This is a genomic window from Chryseobacterium gallinarum, assembly GCF_001021975.1.
In the GTDB taxonomy this organism is placed as follows: domain Bacteria; phylum Bacteroidota; class Bacteroidia; order Flavobacteriales; family Weeksellaceae; genus Chryseobacterium; species Chryseobacterium gallinarum.
Map to the genome: position 1 here is coordinate 384,699 of NZ_CP009928.1, position 19,281 is coordinate 403,979.

Below are 19,281 nucleotides of genomic sequence, written 5' to 3' on the forward strand. Positions count from 1 at the left end.
TTAAAATTCTAATTCAATTCCAAATAAATATGTTTTCACAGCCGGATAACTATAAAGAGCAAAGGCTCCATTAATAAACGTTTGTCCTGCTCCTGTCTGGTTTTCTCCTGATCCAACAGACACCTCAGGGTCTCCTTCAAACTTTGTCCAAGTAGCTAAGTTTTGTCCTGTTAATGAAAATCGTATTTTATTTATAGGAAGCGACTCTCCAATTGTTTTCTTATCAATTGTATATCCTATACTTACATTTCTAAGTCTGATAAATGAAGCATCCTGTAAAAACCGATCCGTAATCTGTACTCCAGTAATACCACCTGGAGCATTAGTTGGATTATTCGGTCTCGGTAATACATTTGTTTGTCCAGGTGTCATCCAATAATTAGCAGCATCAGACCTCATATTACTTGTTGTTCCATTATTATAATTTAACATATTACGAGCCATATAGTTATAGGTATAATTTCCAGATTTATAAGTAAAGTCGGCTTGCAGATCAAAACTTTTATAAGACAAAGTGGTACCAAATCCACCAAAAAATTTAGGCAGTGGAGATTTATTATCTATTAAAACAGCGTCATTAGAATTATAGATTTCCGTTGTTCCTCCATCTTTAGTATAATATATTTCATTTCCATTAGCAGGATTTATTCCTGCACTCTTAACCAGAAAGAAAGAAAACGGCTCATAACCTTCTCTCAAAATATTAATTCCATAAATCCTTTCCATTTCACCATCTCTTAATTTTTTGAGTTTGTAGCTCATAATACTTGTATTAGCCCGTATGCTCCAATTAAAGTTGCTTGTTTTTATTACATCTGCAGACAAACTAATTTCTAATCCTTTATTAGAAAGATCACCAGCATTAATATTTGTTGAATATCCTCCGCCTTCTGAACTGAAATTAGGGACTGATAAAATAAAATCTTTCTTTTGATCAATAAAATAGTCTATTGTACCTCGTACTCTATTTCTTAAGAAACCGAATTCTGCACCATAATTTTGAGATTTAGTTACTTCCCATTTTAAATCAGGATTCCCATAATTACTATTAGCTACTATAGTTGGAAATGTACCATAAACACCTCCTGACATCAAAAAATTATTTAAATTGAGGCCAATGTTATTATATCCCCTTGTCCCTATTGAAGCTCTAAGCTTAAGCAAAGACACGACTTTGCCACTTTTAAAAAAATCCTCGTTTGTTACATTCCATGCTCCACTTAAAGACCAAAAAGGTTCTGAAGAAACATTATTTCGACCGAAACGAGAGTCTTTATCTTGCCTGATAGAAGCTGTTAAGATATATTTTTTAGAAAAGTCATAAGTTAAGAATGCACCATAAGAAAATGTTCTGTATAATTCATCATATCCTGCTATTGCAAAAGGAATAGAAGCATTGCCCAATTCACTTAAAGATGGTGAAGAAAAGTTCCGTCCTGTGCCGCTTATATAGTCATTTCTAAACTCAGTATATTCAACTAAAGCTAATAAATCAAAGTTATGATTGCCAAATGACTTTACGTAGTTTAATGTATTTGAGGTTGTATACCTGAAACGATTTTGATTTTGTTCTACTACACTTCCATTAATACCTAAGATAGTATCTAAAAATGATCCTCTCAAAGTTTTAGAAGTTCTCCTTATGTTATTATAGTAACCTCCTAGCTGAGTTTTGAAGTTCAATCCTTCGACAATTTTATACTGGGCAAATATATTTCCATCAATAATTAAAGAGTTTATATTTTCAGGGTTGTTTTTAAGAGCTTCTAATATAGGAAAACCTTGCCGCGTTGGATTATAACTCCCATTCGGCATATATACAGGTTCGAAGCTATTATAATCATACATCGCCCTGAAAGGATTTTGAGTATTATTCCGATCCCTTATTTCCTGAGATGAAGTATAGTTAACTCCCATTGAAGCACCGAAACTTAATCTATCCGTAGGATTAGCCTCATATTTCATCCTTCCTGTATATCTTTTATAGGCATGAATATTTCTAACAATACCATTATCCGAATCATAACCTAATGAAATTGTATACTTTGATTTTTCATTTCCTCCTCTAATACCTACTTGATATGACTCAATAGATGAAGTTCTTAAAATATCTTTTTGCCAGTTATGATCTAATTCTAAAGCTGACTGTGTTGCTTGATCAGTCCATTGATTATATCCCGGAATTCCCAAAGCAAACATTTGTTTTTCATAACTAATTTTTTCAGCAGCATTCATCATACGAAAATTAATATCTTTAATTTTCTCAGAAAATCCAATACGTGAACTAAAAGTAATAACAGGCCTTCCTGATTTACCACTTTTAGTCGTTAAAACGATTACTCCATTTGCTCCTTGTGAACCATAAATAGCTGCTGCCGCTGCATCTTTTAACACAGAAATATTTTCATAATCACTCGGGTTTATCGAATTAAATACATCTTGTGCTCTTTGATCATTTCCTACAATAAAACCATCAATGACAAACAAAGGATTAGATGCCCCAAGTGAAGTTGTAATATTACCAAGTCCTCTAATATTAATTGCTGATCCACCACCTGGTTTCCCATTCAATGCTGCAATATTTACTCCTGCTGCTTTTCCCTGTAAAGCATTAGTCCCCATTGTAGAAGATGAAAAATTTGACAAAGACTTACCCGAAACAACAGTAATTGCAGAAGTAACATCATCTTTATTTTTTTTCTGATAACCTGTAACAACAATTTCATCAATCTCATTCTCTTTAGGAATAGTATCCCTCTCGATTTTCTGCGCCCATGCAGCCTGCCCAATAAAGAACAAGGCACCGACACTTAGTACTTTTAATTTCACATTCATAATTAACAGATTTTAATATATTCAGAAACAAATATGTTAATTAATATTAACAATTTCAATTTACAAAGCATTGAAATACAATTAATTAAACAGTATGATTTCCGTTAAAAATCAATAAGAATGCTCAACAAAGAAGTGATATATTGTAAAAAAACAAAAAATTTCTTCGTTAAAAGATATTAACAGAATTTTAAGAAGTTTTAAAAATTTTAAGAAGTATCATAGAACTCGAAAAAAATATGAAAAAAAATAACAATAATAGAAATCTTAATAAATAAAATCCTTAACTCAATATCATAAAACCACAAATAAACAGCAAAAATTATATCAATTCAGTAACAAATGAGCCACAAAAACATAAAAAAAATAAAGCACTTCAACATGAGAAGTGCTTTTAATCATTTTTAAGTAATAAATATCAACCTTTACAGTGATAATATCTGGCGCCCGTTAAAACAGGATTTTCCATTTCTATAGAAGTTAACCCAAATCCTTTATAATCCGGATTTACAGATTGCTTCAGCTGCTTTCTATGCAATCTTTCATAGGTCTCAAAATTGATGGCTATTCTCTTGTTTAAATTTTCAAATAAGTTCCATTTTTCAACTACCTTTTTCCAGTCCGGAGAGATTTTCCCAGAAAAAACCTTAGATTTTGAACCGCTCCCATAGCCAAAGAATCCTATTTCTTCTCCGGACAATTCTTCATTTTCATTAAAAGAAATCTGTAAAGCAGAAAGTAATGCCATAAAAATAGAAGCAGTATACATATTCCCTATTTCAGAAGAAGCTCTTTGTGTCTTTTCAATTTTATGCTGAATCAGCTGAAGGTAATCTTCGGATTTGGCTATAGCTTTCTGCTCATCCGGAGACTCATAAGAAAGTCCGTTTTCAAGGCTGTAGATCTCTGTAAAAACTCTTTTCCCATGAAAAGCATAGGGAAGATGAAAGATCAGGTATCTCCAGGTTTCATAAGGTTTTACTTTTCCCGTTATTTCTTTATAATGATTGTAAGCTTCCCTTATTCTATCCTGGTAACATTGGTTGGAATACTGACCATCAAAAACAGGCTCATCGGTAAAAATTTCAATGCTATCCGGATAGGTGGCCGGAGCATTTTTTAAATCGTCTTTTTTATATGATCTTCTTGGCTTAAAAAAGTCAAAAACACTTTCTGATGCTACTCCCCAATTATTTTCAATTTCCAATAAATCCGGTTTTGAAGAAACCAGCAAAGCTACAGCTCCGCCTCCCTGTGTATACTCACCTGAGGAAGCCAGTTCGTATTTTGCATAATCACTGGCGATGACCACAGCTTTTTTATCCGGATTTACCCTTACAAAATCCAGGGAGTTGTGCAAAGCATCTACCCCTCCTACACAGGCAAAAGTCATATCCACAACATCACAATTTTTAAAGCATCTTTCTCCAAACTCTTTCTCCAGGACTTTTTCCACCATTTGTACAGCATAAGATGCTGTAGGTTTTGCTGCATCCAGCGCACTTTCCGTTCCCAGATACACCCTTGCAATTTCTTTCGGATTGATGTTATAATCTTTAATAAGTTTCAGTAATGCTTCCGCTGCAAAGGTTGCTGCATCTTCATGTACATCCGGTAATCCCATTTTATGCAATCCCAATCCTTTTTCCAATTTCGCCGGTTCTATTCCTCTTTTCTCTGCCAAATCATTGATCTCCAAATACAAACCAGGCACATAATAGCTTGCTGCCTCAATTCCAAAAGTCATTCTATATAAATTTTTATACGAATTTATAAAATGTAGCCTGAATAACCTTTTAATATGACCACTTTTTAAGTCCTTGTTAATAACTCTACTTTTTCAACAACAAAAAACAGCATTACAAGTCTGCAATGCTGTTTTTATTTATCTGTGCCTGGGTTAACAAAGTAAGACTGTGGAAGATCAACAAAGAGGTTGAAGTTACTTTAGTTAATTATTGACAGTCATGCTACAATTGATTTTACTCCTAAAGAAGATAAAAATTATCTTTGATCTTCATAACTTCCAGCTTATTTAAAATTTTCAATCGCCTTATTCAAAGCATCGATTTGTTTGTTGATACTTTCTGCTTTCTGTGGATTTTGTTTCAGTAATTCCATTTTTTTGCTTAATCCGTCTTTCAGCATCTGGACAATCATCATTTTGGCCTGTGGATTATCTGCCATCTGGTTTTTGGCATAACCTAGCATTTTAGTAATGCTTTCAACCGCTTTCAGGTTATCTGAACTCATAATCCAGTTATATCCTTCTTCTGCCGTTTTTCCCAATTCAGGATTCTGGAATTTAACAAAGGGATAAAATGCAGCTAAAGGCGCAATATAGGTCATCTGGGAAGTAATTTTATTTTTAACAACAACGGGAAGGAAAAGTGCCAGTAATTCATCTGACGCTCCATTCAAATCAATCTTATCTGCCAGGCTATTGGCTCTTGATGGATCGATACCCAATATTGCACTTAAAGAATTTCCTCTCACAGCATTGGAAACGGCATTGACTCCTTTTTCAAAGACCGGAAGGTATTTTTTATCTTTTGTTTTCGCCAGAGCTCCGATAGCAGCTGCCTGTACCAATGTTTTGGGATCATTGGCTGCCAGCTTTTCTACTTCTGCTCCCAGTGCTTTCATCTGCTCGGAATTGGTAAGATCCGTCAGTTCCAGTGCTTTAATTCTTATCCTAAAGAATGGATCCTTCAATGCTGCTGCTAATAACTTTGTAGCAGCAGGGCTTTTTCCAACCTGATCTTTTATTCCTGTTAAGGCTTTATACCTGCTCTTAAACTCTTTAGAATTTGTAAACTGCAGTAAATTCTGTTCAGGAGTTTTGGTATCTGTAATATCTGCCAGTAAAACTCCATCTGCATTAATGTTCACCAGATCCGGAGCTTTCGAAACGTCAAAATTAAATGTATTTCTGGCTTCTGCATTTACCCATACATTGTACCTCTTCGGTTTTCCATTATCATATACATCAATAGCCAAAGGAAACTCGAACAGCTGATCCTGGGTTTGGTTAATCGTTACTGCAACCTGCTTTTTCACCGGTTCAAAAGTAAATGAGTAATTGATCTTTGGATTTCCACTTCCAAAATACCATTGGTTAAAGAACCAGTTCAGGTCTTTTCCGGAAACTTTCTCAAAAGAAAGTCTCAATTGATGAGCCTCTGCATTCTGATACTCATAGGTTTTGAGATAATCATTCATTCCGGCAAAGAAGGCATCATCACCCAGATAGTTTCTCAACATATTCAGGATTCCTCCTCCTTTCTGGTAAGTCACCAGATCAAACACATCTTCCCGGGAATCATAGTTGAATCTTACCAGGTTTTTCTTGAAATCAGATGGATTATGAATGTATGAGTTCACATCAGACATCAGGTGATAATCTGCCTGATCTTTCCCATATTTATATTCGTTCCATAGATATTCGGAATAGTTGGCAAAAGATTCATTTACGGTAAGGTTGCTCCAGCTTTCTGCGGTAACCAGATCTCCAAACCAATGATGGAACAATTCGTGGGCAATGGTATCTTCCCATGTATTTTCATCAATAAGCTGTCCCGGTTTTTGAAGAATATCACTTCCGTGGAGTGTTGCCGTTGTATTCTCCATAGCTCCACTCACATAATTTCTTCCTGAAATCTGTGCATATTTGGCCCATGGATAATCATAGTTCAGTTTTTTAGAAAAGAATTCAATCATTTCCGGAGTATTTCCATAAATCTGCTTTGCATAAGGCTCGTATTCCTTTTCTATATAATAGTCAACCGGAATATTTTTCCATTTATCTTTTACAATAGCATACTCTCCTACTCCCATGAAGAAAAGATAGGTGGAATGTCTTTTATCCATCACCCAGTGGTCTGTTCTAAGTCCGTTTGGTTCTTTCTGTGACCCTTTCAAAACCCCGTTAGAAAGGGTCACATATTTGTCAGGAACGGTCATATAGATTTCCTGGGTTGTCTTCTGGTTGGGTTTATCAATAGTCGGGAACCATGCAGAAGAAGATTCCGTTTCTCCCTGGGTCCAGATTTGTGTAGGTATATCAGGTTCTTTTCCCTGAGCATTAATAAAGTAAAGTCCTTTTGCATCATTAATTGCCATACTTCCTTTTTGCTTCACTTCATTCGGGCGGGCCGTATATTTAATATATACAGTATAATCCTGATTTTTCTGATAGGTTTTATCAAGACTGATCTTTAAAGTTTCGTCTTTATAGTCGTACTTCAAGGGAGATTTTTTGCCATTGCTTTCAAGAGCCACCTCATGGATCAGCATGCCTTTGGCATCCAGTATCAGTTCATTGGCAGGGTAAAAATAGGGTGAGGCGGTAAGCCATTCTTCCCCATTCATCTGCTCTTTCTGATAATCAAAACTTACTTTCAGCTTGGTATGCTTTAGTTCCGTTACTTTGGTATGAGTAGCTCTGTATATTTTCTCTCTTCCTGAAGTCTCGGTTTGTGCTGCTACGTTGGCGGAAAATAAAATTCCAAGGATTGCAATCGATAAAATGGCCTTTCTCATCTGTCTACTTTATTATTTTTAAATTATTTTTTTATGATGATATCAAAAATATCGTTAACAAGGGTTTCGTAATCTCCTTTTTTCAACTGTTCTTTTGTTTTGGCAAAAGCTTTTTTCAGTTCACTTTCAGGATTTTCTTCGTCTATAATGTCTACAGAAGCAATTCCTTTAATCTGAAGTAAAATTTCTTTCAGTTTTTCTGCATCTGTATTTTTTTCAATACTAATTTTAAGTGATTTCATGATAAATAGGTAGAAAATTCGTTCTTAAAGTTACAAAAAAAGTGGAGTTTATAGCTCCACTTCCTTATATTATATATTGATATTAGACCGCTACAGGAGCTTTAATCCCCGGATACGGATCATAATTCTCCAACGTAAAATCTTCAAAACCGAAATCGAAGATATTTTTAACCTCAGGATTCAACTTCATTACCGGAAGCGGTTTAGGCTCTCTTGAAAGTTGTTTTTTTACCTGTTCAAAATGATTGTTATAAATGTGAACATCTCCAAAGCTGTGAACATAATCTCCAACTTCCAGCTCACAAACCTGTGCTACCATCATCAGTAATAAAGCATAGCTTGCAATATTGAACGGAACTCCAAGGAAGACGTCTGCACTTCTCTGATACAACTGTAAAGACAATTTTCCATCGGCTACATAAAACTGGAATAAGGCGTGGCAAGGAGCCAGGGCCATATTCGGAATTTCAGCTACATTCCATGCTGAAACAATAAGTCTTCTTGAATCCGGATTTTTTTTAATCTGGTCAATAACTTCCGTAATCTGGTCTACAATTTTCCCGTCAGCTCCGATCCAGCTTCTCCATTGCGCTCCATATACAGGGCCTAAGTCTCCGTTTTCATCTGCCCATTCGTCCCAGATACTTACTCCGTTATCTTTAAGATATTTGATGTTGGTGTCTCCTTTCAGAAACCAAAGCAACTCATAGATAATCGATTTCAAATGCACTTTCTTAGTGGTTACCAGGGGAAAACCTTTTGACAGGTCATATCTCAACTGATATCCGAATACACTTCTTGTACCGGTACCGGTTCTGTCTGTTTTATCGGTTCCGTTGTCTAAGATATGTTGTAAAAGATCTAAGTAGTTTTGCATGTAAGGAAATTTTATGGTCCAAATTTACTAAAAAGGATCAAAAAAAGCATCCCTTTTTATGAATGCTTTATATGCAAGGGATACTCATTTTCTATTAGATGTCTGAGTATCTGATCCCTGCGGGAAAGTTCCCGATAATAATATATCTACAGTACAGATACACTCACATCTTTACTATTTCCCTGAATCAACTTTAGCTGTCCGTATTTGTTTTTATCTATAAACTTATCATCCGAGTAATCCAGCTTCACCGGACCAAATTTTATAAGCTTCTTGAATCTGCTTTGATCAATGATATCCTTCGTTCCGTAATCTATAGAAATATCACCTATTGTTTTTAATTTTCCCCACCTGCTGTTATCCATGATATCGTCACCCCAGTAATCTACATTAAGGTTTCCTATTTTCTTCACCTTACCAGCCTTTTCCCTGGTAAACGCCGAATCATCCCAATAGTCAACAGTAATATTTCCTATGCTTTTCAGTTTGCCGGCTCGTTCATTATTAAAAGCTGAATCCTCCCAATAATCTATTTTTACACCACCTATACTTTTAAGCTTCCCGTATTTAATTTTATCAAAAACGGCATCGTCATAATATTCAACTTTCCCGTTCAGATCGGGAGCGCTGAAATCGGAAATTGATCCGTCAGCATTCAGGGTAATAACAAAACCTTCTACAGTAAGCTTTACCATTTCCAGATCGTAGGTTTTTCCTGAAACGGTAGCACGAACCTGGGCATTGATTGCGAGACTGCCCAATACAAAGGCAAAAAGAAGTAAATTTTTAAGTTTCATATTTCTGAGATTTACCAGATATTCTCAATATTCTGAGTCATATTGTTGATGGTAAATGTCTCTCCCATTTTCTTGCCAAACATGGCTTTAATAAGAGGGGATTCTGCAGAAACGGTCATGATCTTTTGGTTTTCAAACATAATTTCTCCCATAGAAGCGGAAACATAAAACAATCCTTTATTGGTTTTCACGATAGCCCCATTCTGAACTTTCTCAGCGGGGCCTGCATTTATTTTTTGCAGCACAGCATATTGACTCAAAACCTCATTAAGCTGACGCTGAAGATTATTGATTTCCTGTTGAAGCATTTCACGCCCTGTTTCATACTTATCTCCCATTGAGCTTTTTGTATCATTATTGGAAGCCCGGGTTCCGGCAATGAGATTTTCAAAGTACTGAATTTTATCCCTGATTTTTATGGTAACAATGTTTAATATGTCCTGTTTGTTCATTGCAGCTGTGGTTTTATTTCGGCAGAATTAGCCTAACTATCATAGAGCCAAAATTGTAATAATTTTGAATTTATTTTTCAAATACGGCATAATCTGAAACCTGGAAGTTGAAATCTTTTCCTTCGTTGAAATTTCTTTTAGTTTTTTCAAAAACATTCCTGAAGGTTCCTGATACATGCTCATCTTCAATGCTAAAGCTGACAGCTTCTTTCGACATATTCAGGACAACCAGTACTTCATCTTTCCCGTTCTTTCTCACATAAGCCAGAATCTTATCATTAGCTGTTGTATTCAGCAGATAAGTGGTAACATTGATATCACCTCCTCTTAAAGCCGGGTTACATGCCTTCAGGTCCAGCAATGTTTTATAGAATGCTGCCATCTGGTAAGTATTGCTCCATTTAATAGCATCTTTTTCAAAGAACTCCAGCCGTTTCATATTGGGAAGTTCCTGACCTGAGTAAAGTAGCGGAACCCCATTCCATGTTGCAGAAAATACAGCCATAGGTTTTGTAATGACCCCATATTTTTCATATTCGGTACCATTCCAGGAATTTTCATCATGATTCGTTGTAAACCATGCTCTCATAGAGGCATCTCCGATATTGGAATATTGCACCAGTAAATCTTTTAACTCCTGAAGAGGTTCATTCTTTTTGTAATAATCTTCGGATTTATGCATCCATTTCCAGGAATAGCTAGCATCAAAAACTTTCCCATATTCAGGACTTTCCAATTCATCGAATTCTCCTAACCAGAAAAGGGGTTTTAGTTGTTCCACCTCAGGACGGGCCTGTTCCCAGAAGTCTACTTCCACCCAAGAAGCAAGATCACACCTGAAGCCATCAATATCGGTTTCTTTTACCCAAAACTTCATAGCGTCTATCATCTCCTGACGCATTTCCTGGTTTTTATAGTCCAATTCGATGATATCGTCCATTCCGGACGCCCTGTGGAAGCTTCCGTCCGGATCTTTTAAATAAAACTCCGGATGTGTCCTGGTCCAAATATGGTCCCAGCCGGTATGATTGGCAACCCAGTCAATAATCACTTTAAAGCCCAGGCGATGAGCTTCGTTAACCATGGCTTTAAAATCCTCTAATGTCCCGAATTCCGGATTAATAGAAGTATAATCAGCTGCTGCATACGGGCTTCCTAAGCTTCCTTTTTTATTCTGCTGGGCAATAGGAGTAATAGGCATAAACCAAAGGGTTTTCACTCCCATCGATTTCAGCCGGGGCATTTCTTTTGCAAAAGCTTTGAAAGTTCCTTCCTGAGTATATTGTCTTATGTTTACTTCATAGATATTAGTAGTATGTTTCCATTCTTTTGGCAACTCTGTCATTTTCCTTCTTTTTTTCTGAGTGGTACAGGAAACAATTCCCAGACCAATGATAGCTAATAAAATTAATTTTTTCATTAATCTATTTTTAACAAAAGTAAGGATTGTTTTTCAGGCAAAAAGCAAAAATCTTTCAACTTTCTATATTCACCTTGCACCATAAAAAAGCCCCGGGTTAAAAACCCGGGGCCAATATTTGGTTGATTATCTTTCATCATCATTGTCATCTTCATCATCAAAGACATCATCATTGTAGTCTTCTTCTTCCTCATCATCGAAGCTGTCATCTTCATCTACAAAATTTCCTCCTGTTACAAAGTCATCGTCGAAACCAAACTCATCATCTACCAAAGGCATTGCTGACTTCTTTTTACCTCCGCCGGCACTTCCGTTTTTGCTAGGAGCCTTTAAAGGGACATTTCCAAACCTGTATACCGTAATTGGATAATTAACTCCTTTAGTTTCTTCAATTACTTCTACAAGCTCACAGAAGAACTCCCAAAGATCAAGAAGTCCATATTGAAACTGTGCTTTGTTACCTACACTTTCAAAAGCCTCATCAATATAAATATCCGACATAATCTCCCCATCACCATCATCACTCATATCTTCCAATGGCACGCTTTTCACTATTGTTCCGTCATCCTCTAACAGATTAAAAGTAGAAAGCTCGTCTCCCTGCAGACTGAATGCGCTTTTAATTCCTAAATGTAAGTTCCATAACGTTTGTTTTCCCTTGACTTCAATATCACGGAAAATATCCTCTTTCGCATCTAATATTACGCGGATTTTGTAAACCATATCAGTTTCTTAAATTACTTTTTTGCCTTTATAATTATGATAAATCTCTGGTGCAAATATATAATAAATGACATGTGACAAAAAAATATTTCTGAATTTTTTAAAATATTTTTTTTTCTTACATTTTGCCGGAATTATTTACTTTTTTCAAGCATAAAACTGAACTTGGTACCTTCAAGGTAAACACTTTCTACGGTAATGTTTTCGTTATGAGCTTCAAGGATATGCTTCACAATAGCCAATCCTAACCCGGAACCGCCTTCCCTCCTGCTCCGGCTGGTTTCCACACGATAAAACCTTTCGAAAATTCTTGGCAGGATTTCAGGTTTTATTCCCATCCCGTTGTCTATAACTTCTATCAGAACTTTATTTTTCAAAACACTGGTTTTTACGATCACCTTAGCTTCCTGCCTGTTGGCATAATGAATCGCATTGGAAATAAGATTAATAAAAACCTGGGAAATCTTTTGTTTATCGGCTTCTACAAAAATCTGCGGATGGAGGGTCTGAATCTGTAGTGTAGTATTGCGTTTTTCAGCCTCAAGGTCAAGAAGGTCAAAAATTTCTTTAATCAGCAGGTTGACATCAAATTTTGAAATAGTAAGATTGATTTCCCCCGCTTCCAGCCTGTTGATCATATCAAGATCGGTAACAATGGCAATAAGCCTTTCAACGGACTTGTCAATCCTTTCCAGGTATTTATCCCTGATGGTAAGGTTATCTACTCCTCCGTCTCTTAAGGTTTCCACGTATCCCTGGATAGAAAATAAAGGGGTTTTAAGCTCATGGGAAACGTTTCCGATATATTCTTTACGGTAACTTTCCATCTCCTTCATCATATCAATTTCCGTTACTTTCTGCTGGTTCAGGTCTGAGAAGCGCTCTCCTAATTCTTTGATGGTAATATTTTCATCGCTGTTATTAACGATTCCTTGGGGAAGAATTTCTGAAAGTCCTTTAACCTGTTTTCTGCCGTAATAATTGAAGAGGAGCTCCAATACGACACAATTGATAATAAAGATCAGGATAACGCAGATTAAAAGTCCTGTTTTAAACTGGGGAGTTTCGTAATAGATATCTTTTAGTGAGTCAAAAATGACCACCAGAAAAAGCATTACCAATGTCAGCAGACAAGAGGCAACGAGAGTAAGCCTGTAAAATTTCAATTTTACAAAGTTTTAATTATTGAACGTAAAGTTAGGATTTTAAAATGATTAAACGATAAGCTTATATCCTATTCCTTTTAAGGTCTGAATAGTATTGATTCCCAGCTTTTCCCTCAATCTCCTGATGTGGACATCAATAGTTCTCTCTCCTACAATCACATCGTTACCCCAGACTTTCTCCAGGATTTCTTCTCTTTTGAAAACTTTTTCCGTATTGGAGGCCAGAAGATAAAGTAAATCAAATTCTTTTTTAGGCAGGAGAAACTGTTGCCCGCTTTTAGATACCCTGAAGTTATCTTTATCGATTACCAGGTCACCGATCTCAATCAGTTTCGCATTATCAGAGACCTGAGAGGTCAGCTGTAACAAAGCATTTACTTTGGAAATAAGGATTTTCGGTTTGATCAGCTTTACGATATAGTCGTTGGCACCTGCCTGAAATCCTGCCAATTGGGAAAACTCTTCGCTTCTTGCAGAAAGGAAAACGATAAGTGTTTTTTGTAGCTCTTTCACTTTACGAAGTTCCTGACAGGTTTCAATACCATCTTTCTCCGGCATCATGACATCCAGTAAGATAAGATCCGGAATAATTTCCTTTGCTTTTTCTATACCTTCATTACCATTGGTAGCCGTATAAATATCATAACCTTCTTTTTCTAAATTGTAAGACAGAATCTCTAAAATATCCAGTTCATCGTCTATCAAGAGTATTTTCTTTTGGCTCATTTCAAATTTTTACTGTTTCAAAGTTAATCATTTTTGAATGATAGATTAATAATTTAATTATCGTTCACATAAAGTTAACAATAATAGCTCATTCTTAATGTTTAGTTAAAAAAAAATTAAATTTTACTAAACCATTTACCCCATCAATCTTTTATTCCTTTGCACCGAAAGAATCTAGTAAATAAAGTAAGTAAAAGAATGAAAATTAATAAACTTAGCATTGCAGTCTTATTTTTATCTGGATCAGTGTTTTATGCTCAGGAAACGAAGCAGGACACGATCACTAAGGAGAAAAAAATTGATGGTGTTGTTATCCAGGGAAGCAGTAATAAGAAAACGGAAACTGCCGTATTAGGAGAACAAAAGAAAGCGATTATTCAGAAACAGGCTGTGAGTGCTGAAGAGATTTCCAGAAAAGGGATCTCCAACGTAGAGCAGGGACTTACCAAAGTAACGGGGATCACTACGGTAGAAGGAAGAGGGCTTTTCGTAAGAGGGCTTGAAGAGCGATACAACTATTTATTAATTAATGGCCTTGGCTCCCCTTCCAACAACCCTTTCCAGAAAATTATTGCTTTAAAGCAGTTTCCAACGGATGTTGTAGGTAAATTGAATATTTACAAGACTTTCAACTCCAACCTTTACGGAGATTTTGCAGGTGCTACGTTTGATATTGAAACGCTTACGATTGATAAACCGTTTACAAAGGTGGAATTTGGTATTGGAGTAAATACCGTAAGTACTTTCAAAGACGGATTTAAGGTTTCAGAAGGAGCAGATGGATTTACTGGTTATCTTGGACTGAACTCCAGGGACAAAAAACTTCCTTCAGCTATTAGAAATTCAAGACCTAGTAACTACAGATTCTCAGGAGAAGAATCATTATCTCAGTTTAAAGATAGCTGGAATGTAGACAATGTAAAATCAATGCCTAATACAAGTATTGGTTTCACTACAGTGCAAAAAATGAAAGCCGGGGAAAACGGAAATCTTGGATTCTTATTTTCATTAAATCAAAGTTCGGAATTTTCCTATAAAGAAGGAGCAAAAAATCAATTTAAAGACTTCGGAGGTATCATCAATCTGAATAACGACCTGTTAAGAAAGCAATATAACTATCAGATAGAATCATCCGCATTATTAGGGATAGGCTATAAGAACAGAGGTACAGCAATTAATTTGAACGCCATGTATCTTCAGAATGTTAATAATATTATTGAAGATTATTACGGATATAAAAATAATCAGGTTCAGAATAAAAACATCGGGTTTTTCCGTACCAACCAACAGGATTTATCCAGATTTCTTAATATACAGCTAACCGGTTCCCAGAAAATTGGTGAAAGACATCAGGTAAAAGCCGGAGGAAGTTATGTAATCAATAATTATCAGCAGCCTGACAGAAAAATTCTGGAAGGAAGCCGTTTAGACTTGAATGGGAATGCCTTACCAGATAATCAACTACTTTTAGCCTATGGAGGGAATAACATTATCCGACAGTACCTGGATGTAAATTCAAGATTCTATGGCTCGGCATATGGCGAGTACTCTGTATTCCTGGGAGAAAAAGGGGACAAAAAAGACTTCCCAATGCAGCTATCCATTGGATATAACGGTTTTGCAGATCTTAGAAAAACGTCTTACCGATTCCTTTTCGGAAAACCTAATGGTACTGCGGGACAAAGTTTTATCATTGATAAAGACTCTCCACAGGCCAAGTTTAATCAGGATTTGGCAAACAACAGATTCTTTTTCCAGGAAGAAACTGATGCCTCCAGCTTCTTCACAAGTATGTATCAGTTTGTTAATGCAGGATATATTAACTTTAACTACAAGCCTTCGGAAACATGGGACATTCTCATCGGAGGAAGATATGAAAACGATATGACGTTAATTCGTTTCTCTGAGCAGGGAGCGGCCCGAAAAACAAACTTGGATAAAGAAAGAAACCTTTTCTTACCCTCTCTTTCCATCAAAAAAGCACTTAATACAAAGAACAATTTAAGATTTTCTTTCAGTAAAACAGTAACCCGTCCTGTCTTAATTGAAACGATGGAAATTTCATATATCAACCCTGATAACGAAACTATCAAAGGTAATCCGGATATTAAACTGAGTGACAACTATAATTTTGATTTAAAATGGGAATACTTCCCTACAAACAAGGAGTTGTTTGCAGTAAACTTATTTGCAAAAAGAATTAACAACGCTATCGAAAGATCTTTTGTTTCTTCGGGAGATGCAAACGGAGTTACCGTTACTTTCTATAATGCTAAAAAGGCTGATCTGGCCGGAATTGAATTGGAAGGAATCGTAAGCCTGGGAAGAATATCTGAGTCTCTGGATAAATTTACATTAGGTGCAAACGCCACCTTTATGTATACCAATGTTGAAAGAAGTGAAGACCAATTAAAACTCGAACAACCCAATCCGAATTTTTATACAGGAAAGCTGGAAAAAAGAGGACTTCAGGGTGCTTCACCTTACACCATCAATGCAGACTTAAAATATGAAACAAAAACCAAAAATAATTTAAGCAGAACTTTATCTCTTGTATATAATGTTTCCGGCTCCAAAATCTATGCTGTAGGAACATCAGGATCTGATAATTTCTATGAAAAACCTTTCCATCAGCTTGATTTCGTCTACCAGGAACAAATTACTAAAAACTGGAACATAAAATTAGGTGTCCGAAATATTTTAAATAACAGATACCGAATTCTTTTAGGAGACAAGAGCTATTATAATGTACAAACGAACGGAATCAATACGTATACAGACTATTTCAGAGGGGTGACCTTTAATATGACTGTAGGATATACGTTCTAAAAATTAATTAAAAAATAAAGTATAAAAAGTATAAAAATGAAAAGAAGAGTTTTATCATTACTATCGTTAACTGCTATGTTAACATTAGCCTTAAATTCATGTACTATTGATGTTAATGATGGATTAGGAGATGGTACTCCCGTTACTCCCGGAACTACTGAAAGCGTATTAAGCGGAAGTGGAACTTTATCAGGAACTATTACAAAGGATATTCTTATTAAGAAAGGAAATTACACCCTGGACGGAATTGTAAAAATAACAAATAATGCTACCATCACTATTGAGGCAGGAGCAACTTTCAATGTTTCTACTTCTAAAACAAGTGGTCTTGTAGTTCTTCAGGACGGAAAAATCAACGCTGTTGGTACTGCATCTGAACCAATTGTATTCACAACTTCTACTAAGACTCCTGGTGATTGGGGAGGTATCACATTATATGGAAATGCTCCAATCAAGGCAATCAATGGAAATACACAAGCACTTTCTGAAGATGGTAATAATGTATATTATGGAGGAACAGATCCAAATTCCAATTCAGGAACAATGAAGTTTGTACGAGTAGAATATGCAGGTAAAAAAATAGGGGACGGTACTTCTGAGACTAACTCTATGACATTCTATGCTGTAGGTGCAGGAACAACTTTAGAAAACCTTGTTACTTATAAAGGAACAGATGACGGGTATGAATTCTTCGGAGGAACTGTAAGTGCCAAAAACATTGTATCTTATGGTAATTATGATGATTCATTCGATTGGCAAGATGCATGGAGCGGACAAAACAATACAAATTGGTATGCATTTCAAACAGGTGTTGGAAACTTCGGAATGGAAATTGAAGCTTCCAGCAACGTAGATAATACAGCTCCGAAAATTTCCAATATTACATTGATCAGAGATGCTAATACAAATCCGGAAGTAGCCAATTCTCCAGAAATTTCAGCCATTCAGTTTAAAAAGCAGGGAACGGGTATTTTCTCCAATGTTTACATCAGTGGATATAAAAATATCGGTACTCAAAAAGCATATTCTGTATTAATTCAGGATGCTCCTACAGAGACCAGTCAGTTTAATACAGGAAAAATAAAAGTGGAACCGCTTACCTACTTAAATTCTGATAATGCTGGAGTTTGGGGATATGCGTATACACCTGCCAGTGTAAAAACATTCACAAACACTGCAACAGTTACCAAAGTTTCTCTGGTACCGGGAGCCTGGGCTACCGTAGACGGAGTAAATCTTTTAGCAGCTTTACAATAACTAGTTTCTTTATTTCAATAGAAAAGCCATCAGAACGTTTCTGATGGCTTTTTTGATTTTATCTGGAATTAAAAAGCCACCGGAAATACCGATGGCAATTACAAAAAACAAGTGTATAAAAAATATATACTATATGATTTACTTTCTCCAGAACAGGTTCCCGTCATGCATCAGGGCCTTTATTTCAGACATTCTGGAAACTGCTTCTGCTGAACATGAGGCATCTGCTAAAACAACAGCAGCTTCATCTCCCGCTTTTGGCCATTGCTGGTTTCCTTTATCATCCAGAGGAAGAATGCTTTGAGTCGCAAACTGTAAAGCTCTTGATAATGCAAATTCTGTTGCATAACCATACAATTCAGCAATAAGATTGGCTTTCTGCAGCATATTTCCTGACCCGAAAGTACTCCAGTAATCCTGTACATTATCATTTCCGATCAGAACATTTACCCCATATTTTTTCAACACAGGAACAGGCATTATAGTTTTTTTAAATGGTACGGAAGAGACAATACCTACTTTTCCTTGTGCCAGTCTTTCAGCGATCTGCTCTGTTTCTTTTGAGGTAAGATGTGCCAAAGCAAAAGCATGGCTTACAAAGGTTTTCCCCTGAAGTTCCGGATTTTCAATGGTTTTATCAATCAGATAGTTAATCGTTTTCATCCCGGATTCACCTATCTCATGCAGGTGTATATCAATTCCTTTTTTATGGTCTAAAGCCAGCTGAACCGTAAAATCCATTACTTTTTCGATACTTCCATCGATGCTTAACGGATCCAGTCCACCGATAAAACTTACGCTTTTCAGTTTTGCAGCCTCTTTCATTAAAGGTGCCGATTCTGTATAGTAAACTCCATGCTGAGGAAAGGCAACAAGCTCTGCTTTGAAAGAATCCTTCTTATTTTCAAGGGCCTGTTCAAGATGTTCAAGCGATTTCAATCCTGAAGTAGGATCAATATTGAAATGGGTTCTTGCAAAATGGGTCCCGTAATGTTGTTGGAGGCTGATCAGCTGCTCTGCCCTTTCTACTGATGTTTTTAACAGTTCAGGAATGATTTCCTGCTCATAAGCGATCATATCTTTCACCGTTTTTCTTTTGGGAGAAAGTGCCTGCCATGGAAGACCGTATAAAGTTTTATCCAGATGGATATGCATATCTCTAAACGCCGGAAGCATCAGAAAACCTTTAGCATCTATTGCATTGGAAGCGGGGTCGTTTACTTTTACCGATTTGATTTTTCCGTCTTCAATTTCAATACTGAAAAGGCCTGTTTTTGTTCCGGTTACCTCTTCATTTTCGTATTCAAAACCTGTTTCCAGGCGTACATTTTTCAGGGAGTATTTTCCTTTTGCAGTTAATTGATAGGGAAATTGCATGATTTAATTTTTTAACAATACAAAATTACATCGGCTTC

Annotated in this window: 14 protein-coding genes; 2 read left to right on the forward strand and 12 right to left on the reverse strand. The window is 36.1% G+C overall.

Annotation, left to right across the window (positions count from 1 at the left end):
• The 11 genes from OK18_RS01695 to OK18_RS01745 form a co-directional block, all read right to left on the reverse strand.
• Positions 1–2,835 (reverse strand): SusC/RagA family TonB-linked outer membrane protein, encoded by a 2,835-nt coding sequence (locus OK18_RS01695; protein ID WP_053326874.1) that lies wholly within the window; start codon positions 2,833–2,835, stop codon positions 1–3.
• Positions 2,836–3,253: 418 nt separating this feature from the next.
• Positions 3,254–4,582: a hydroxymethylglutaryl-CoA synthase family protein gene (locus OK18_RS01700; RefSeq protein WP_053326875.1), complete on the reverse strand. Its 1,329-nt coding sequence runs from the start codon at positions 4,580–4,582 to the stop codon at positions 3,254–3,256.
• 284 nt (positions 4,583–4,866) lie between these two features.
• Complete coding sequence (locus tag OK18_RS01705) at positions 4,867–7,377, reverse strand: M1 family metallopeptidase (RefSeq protein WP_053326876.1); 2,511 nt, start codon at positions 7,375–7,377, stop codon at positions 4,867–4,869.
• A 23-nt stretch (positions 7,378–7,400) separates the two neighbouring features.
• Entirely contained in the window at positions 7,401–7,619 is a 219-nt protein-coding gene (locus OK18_RS01710) for a hypothetical protein (protein WP_053326877.1), read from the reverse strand.
• An 82-nt stretch (positions 7,620–7,701) separates the two neighbouring features.
• On the reverse strand, positions 7,702–8,496 hold the full coding sequence (locus OK18_RS01715; protein WP_053326878.1) for a thymidylate synthase: 795 nt from the start codon (positions 8,494–8,496) through the stop codon (positions 7,702–7,704).
• Positions 8,497–8,642: 146 nt separating this feature from the next.
• Positions 8,643–9,293, reverse strand: coding sequence for a hypothetical protein (locus OK18_RS01720; protein WP_053326879.1), 651 nt, complete (start codon positions 9,291–9,293; stop codon positions 8,643–8,645).
• A gap of 11 nt (positions 9,294–9,304) precedes the next feature.
• Positions 9,305–9,745 carry a hypothetical protein gene (locus OK18_RS01725; protein WP_053326880.1) on the reverse strand — a complete coding sequence of 147 codons (441 nt, stop codon included), beginning with the start codon at positions 9,743–9,745 and terminating at the stop codon, positions 9,305–9,307.
• A 70-nt stretch (positions 9,746–9,815) separates the two neighbouring features.
• The gene (locus tag OK18_RS01730; protein WP_050020061.1) at positions 9,816–11,165 is read right to left on the reverse strand and encodes an alpha-amylase family glycosyl hydrolase; all 1,350 of its coding nucleotides are present in this window, start codon (positions 11,163–11,165) and stop codon (positions 9,816–9,818) included.
• Positions 11,166–11,291: 126 nt separating this feature from the next.
• Positions 11,292–11,888 carry an IS1096 element passenger TnpR family protein gene (locus OK18_RS01735; protein WP_050020060.1) on the reverse strand — a complete coding sequence of 199 codons (597 nt, stop codon included), beginning with the start codon at positions 11,886–11,888 and terminating at the stop codon, positions 11,292–11,294.
• Between the two features lie 134 nt (positions 11,889–12,022).
• Positions 12,023–13,054: a sensor histidine kinase gene (locus tag OK18_RS01740; RefSeq protein ID WP_050020058.1), complete on the reverse strand. Its 1,032-nt coding sequence runs from the start codon at positions 13,052–13,054 to the stop codon at positions 12,023–12,025.
• A gap of 48 nt (positions 13,055–13,102) precedes the next feature.
• Positions 13,103–13,780 (reverse strand): response regulator transcription factor, encoded by a 678-nt coding sequence (locus tag OK18_RS01745; RefSeq protein WP_050020056.1) that lies wholly within the window; start codon positions 13,778–13,780, stop codon positions 13,103–13,105.
• Positions 13,781–13,978: 198 nt separating this feature from the next.
• Between OK18_RS01745 and OK18_RS01750 the strand changes: the two genes are divergently transcribed.
• Together OK18_RS01750 and OK18_RS01755 are read left to right on the forward strand one after the other, a co-directional pair.
• The gene (locus OK18_RS01750) at positions 13,979–16,609 is read left to right on the forward strand and encodes a TonB-dependent receptor plug domain-containing protein (protein ID WP_053326881.1); all 2,631 of its coding nucleotides are present in this window, start codon (positions 13,979–13,981) and stop codon (positions 16,607–16,609) included.
• A gap of 36 nt (positions 16,610–16,645) precedes the next feature.
• Positions 16,646–17,866 carry a hypothetical protein gene (locus tag OK18_RS01755; protein WP_050020054.1) on the forward strand — a complete coding sequence of 407 codons (1,221 nt, stop codon included), beginning with the start codon at positions 16,646–16,648 and terminating at the stop codon, positions 17,864–17,866.
• 138 nt (positions 17,867–18,004) lie between these two features.
• Here OK18_RS01755 and OK18_RS01760 read toward each other — a convergent pair whose 3' ends face one another.
• Positions 18,005–19,243 (reverse strand): amidohydrolase, encoded by a 1,239-nt coding sequence (locus OK18_RS01760; RefSeq protein ID WP_053326882.1) that lies wholly within the window; start codon positions 19,241–19,243, stop codon positions 18,005–18,007.
• Positions 19,244–19,281 lie beyond the last annotated feature (38 nt).